Source organism: Nocardioides sp. CPCC 206348, from assembly GCF_048654705.1.
Lineage (GTDB): Bacteria > Actinomycetota > Actinomycetes > Propionibacteriales > Nocardioidaceae > Nocardioides.
This window is the reverse complement of record NZ_JBMCZA010000079.1, coordinates 5,572-9,055: the sequence shown is the minus strand read 5'-3', so window position 1 is coordinate 9,055 and position 3,484 is coordinate 5,572. Positions and strand designations below refer to the sequence as shown.

The 3,484-nt window shown below is 68.5% G+C and carries 3 protein-coding genes and 1 tRNA gene; 3 read left to right on the top strand and 1 reads right to left on the bottom strand.

Translation table 11 applies throughout. From position 1 onward, the window contains the following. The 3 genes from ACOADB_RS03895 to ACOADB_RS03885 form a co-directional block, all read left to right on the top strand. A partial coding sequence (locus tag ACOADB_RS03895) for a helix-turn-helix transcriptional regulator (protein ID WP_378596618.1) occupies positions 1-794 on the top strand: 794 nt, incomplete at its 5' end. Positions 795-951: 157 nt separating this feature from the next. Then, positions 952-2,832 carry an endonuclease/exonuclease/phosphatase family protein gene (locus tag ACOADB_RS03890; protein ID WP_378596617.1) on the top strand — a complete coding sequence of 627 codons (1,881 nt, stop codon included), beginning with the start codon at positions 952-954 and terminating at the stop codon, positions 2,830-2,832. 73 nt (positions 2,833-2,905) lie between these two features. Beyond that, positions 2,906-3,274 (top strand): hypothetical protein, encoded by a 369-nt coding sequence (locus ACOADB_RS03885; protein ID WP_378596645.1) that lies wholly within the window; start codon positions 2,906-2,908, stop codon positions 3,272-3,274. 18 nt (positions 3,275-3,292) lie between these two features. Here the strand turns inward: ACOADB_RS03885 and ACOADB_RS03880 are convergent. Beyond that, positions 3,293-3,368 (bottom strand) — tRNA-Lys (locus ACOADB_RS03880). Positions 3,369-3,484 lie beyond the last annotated feature (116 nt).

Below are 3,484 nucleotides of genomic sequence, written 5' to 3'. Positions count from 1 at the left end.
TGTCGCGCCCGGACGTGCTCGAGTTCATCGGTCCCGACGGCAGCTCCGAGGACCCCGGCACCGCGGGCATCGTGCGGATGGTTGCCGAGGGTCCTGCCGACCTCGGTGTGGAGTACGTCGACGCCGGCGAGCTCGGTCTCGTCTACACCGCCGCCCTGGCCCTGCTCGACATCGAGCCCGACAACACCGAGCTCGGCGAGGCGATCGACGTGCTCGCCGAGACGATGTTCGGCGAGGCCTCGGGCGTGCCGGACGTGCGGGCGTGGAACCGTCTCCTGCCGGCCCTGCAGAAGGCGCAGCGCGCCCAGAAGGCCGTGCGCATCGTCTACTCCCGCGCCTGGGACCACGGGGTCACCGACCGCGAGATCGAGCCCTACCGGCTCGTGCAGACCCGACGCGGCTGGGAGGTCGACGCCGGTCCGGCCGACGAGAACGGTCAGCTGCGGACCTTCCTGATCTCCAACGTCCGCTCCGTCGAGCCGCTGGAGCGTGGCTTCGAGCTCCCCGAGGACCTCGGCGCCCGCCTCGAGGAGAAGCGCGCGACCACGACGGTCCAGATGGTGCTCCCGCAGAGCGCGCGCTGGGCGGCGGACTTCTACGCGGAGAAGGTCACCAACGTGTCGGACGACGAGGAGTCCGTCGTCGTCGACCTCGAGCTGCTCCCGCCGCTCGACCGCCGTGTCGGCATGCTCCTCCTGGCTGCCGGGCCGGACGCGTTCGTGATGAGTCCTCGCGAGCTCGAGAGCGCGGGCGTCGTACTGGCTGAGGAACTGCTGTTCCACCACTCGTCGTAGGCGACCGACCGCACCCCGAGGACTCAGGTCTGGTACCCCTGTGGCCGATGGGGCTGACGCATCGACGGGTCTGACGTAGCATCAACTGTCACACAGACCACGTCATCCTCACCCGCACCATCAATCGTCCTCGGGTGCGCGGAGAAAAGGAAGCGTCATGGAACTGCGCCGCCGGGCCGCCCTCGGACTTGTTGCCGTGGCGGTGACCACTGCCCTGGGAGCTGCGGCTCTCACGGCCGTGCAGTCCTCGACGCCCGATCGCGACGCCGAAGTGGTCGGCGCACCGGAGAGTTCTGCCGCCCTGCCTGCCGCCACCACCTCGGCTCGTTTCCAGGTCGCGTCATTCAACATCCTCGGTGCAGGTCACACTGACGGCGCGAACCCGCGCAAGGGATATGCCAAGTCCCCGGTCCGGCTCCAGCGCGCACTGCAGGTCCTGACGAACAACGGCATCGACGTCGTCGGCTTCCAGGAGATGCACGGCTCCCAGCAGGACCTGTGGGAGAAGATCGCGTCGCCCACCTGGCTCACCTATCCGCTCAACACCATGACGGACTCGGCGGGCCACAACTCGATCAGCTGGCGCAACAACACCTTCATCGCCGTCGAGAAGCACACCTTCGGCGTGCCGTACTTCTACGGCAAGCTCATCCAGATGCCGTACGTGCTGCTCCAGCACCGGTCGAGCGGTGAGCGCGCGTGGTTCATCAACGTCCACAATCCGGCCGACACCTTCGGCAACGCCGAGGCCTACCGCAATGCCGCGACCCGGGCCGAGATCGCGCTGGTCAACAAGCTGCGCGCCGCCAACCCGACGATCCCGGTCTTCCTCACCGGCGACATGAACGAACGCTCCGACTTCATCTGCCCGGTCATGAAGGGCACCGAGCTCGAGTCGGCCCAGCCCGGCGGCTACATCTCCGGGTCGACCTGCACGGCGCCGCCCCGCTCCCAGATCGACTGGGTCACGGCGACTCCCGACGTGACGTTCTGGGGCTACCAGGCGCTCCGGGACTCGCTGGTGAAGGCGACCACCGACCACCCCATCATCATCGCCAACGTCGACATCCCGCCGCGGTGGGCGCGTTCGCGTGGCATCAAGCGCGTGGTGGTGATCTCGATCGAGGGCCTGCGCTCCGGCTTGATCGGAGCCGACGCGGCGGCGCCGCTGGTGCCGAACCTGCGCAGCATCCGGGCCAAGGGCGCCAGCACCCTGAACGCTCGAACCGCCATCGAACGCGTGACGCCGTTGCCGAACGCCTTCAGCCTCCTCACGGCGCGGCCGATCTATGTCCCGGCGGGCGGACACGGGATGTCGACCGCCACTGATCCGGGCACGACGCCGCACGCTGTCACGGGGCAGTACATGTCGAGCGTCTTCGACATGGTCCACAACCGCGGCCGCAGCACGGCGCTCTACTCGTCGGACCCTGCTGCGACGGCGCTCGACCGCTCCTGGAACGCGACCAACGGTGGCGGTGACAACTTCGGGCAGGACAACGGGCGCGACAAGATCACCCGCACCGTCCGGACGACCGGCGACGGTGCGCTGGTGTCGCAGGTCCGTACCGACCTCAACGTCCGTCCGGCGGCGTTCTCCTACGTGCAGCTCGCCGATCTCGGTCGGATCGGCGCCAGGTACGGCTACTCCAGCGCGCAGTACCAGCGAGCGGTGAAGATCGCCGACACCTACGTCGGGCGGATCATCAACACGGTCAAGGGCAACGCTGCGCTGGTCAGGAGCACGCTCGTGGTCGTGACCTCCGGCTCCGGCGCCGGTTCGGGCAACGAGGCGTCGCTCCTGCGCTACCAGGTCCCGGTCCTCGTCTGGGGTAACGGCGTGGAGGCGGGCGGCGACCTCTATGCCATGAACCCGTTGCTGACCAACCCCGGGGTCGCCCGGGGTTCCTACACAGGTCCGCAGCCGATCTTCACCGGCGCGATCGCGAACCTTGCGCTCGCGGTGCTGGGCATCGGGCAGCTGCCCCGGGGCCTCCTCAACCGCGCCCAGAACTTCACCGTCTTCCCGCGGGGCTGACCGCGTCGTCCCGGGTACCGTGCCGGGTGTGAGCCTTGCGCAGACCACCGCCCGGATCGTCCTCGGTACGACGATGGCGGTGGCAGGTGTCACCCATCTGACGACCGCGCGCCAGGAGTTCCGCGCCCAGGTGCCGGACTGGTTCCCGATCGACAAGGACCTCGTCGTCCTGGCGTCGGGGGCGGTCGAGATCGGCCTCGGTGCGGCGTTCGTCGCCCTGCCGAAGCGCCGTCGGCTCATCGGGGGACTGCTGGCGGCGTTCTTCGTCGCGATCTTCCCCGGCAACATCGCGCAGTACGTCGAAGGCAACGACGCGTTCGGCCTCGACACGGACGGGAAACGGCTCGCGCGGCTGTTCTTCCAGCCCGTCCTGGTGCTCTGGGCCCTGTGGGGTGGGGGACTGCTCGGCAAGCGTCGTGAAACGCACGAAGGCCCGGTCTGATGACCGGGCCTTCGTGTTTGGTACACCTCCCCGGACTCGAACCGGGAACCCGCTGATTAAGAGTCAGCTGCTCTGCCAATTGAGCTAGAGGTGCATCTGGTGAAGCAGGGCGAAACGCTACCAGCGAATGACGGGCGGGGTGAAATCGGGCCGGGTTCGAGGCATCAGCCGCCGAGGGTCTCCAGGGCCGCCTGCGCGGCGTTGTGGCCT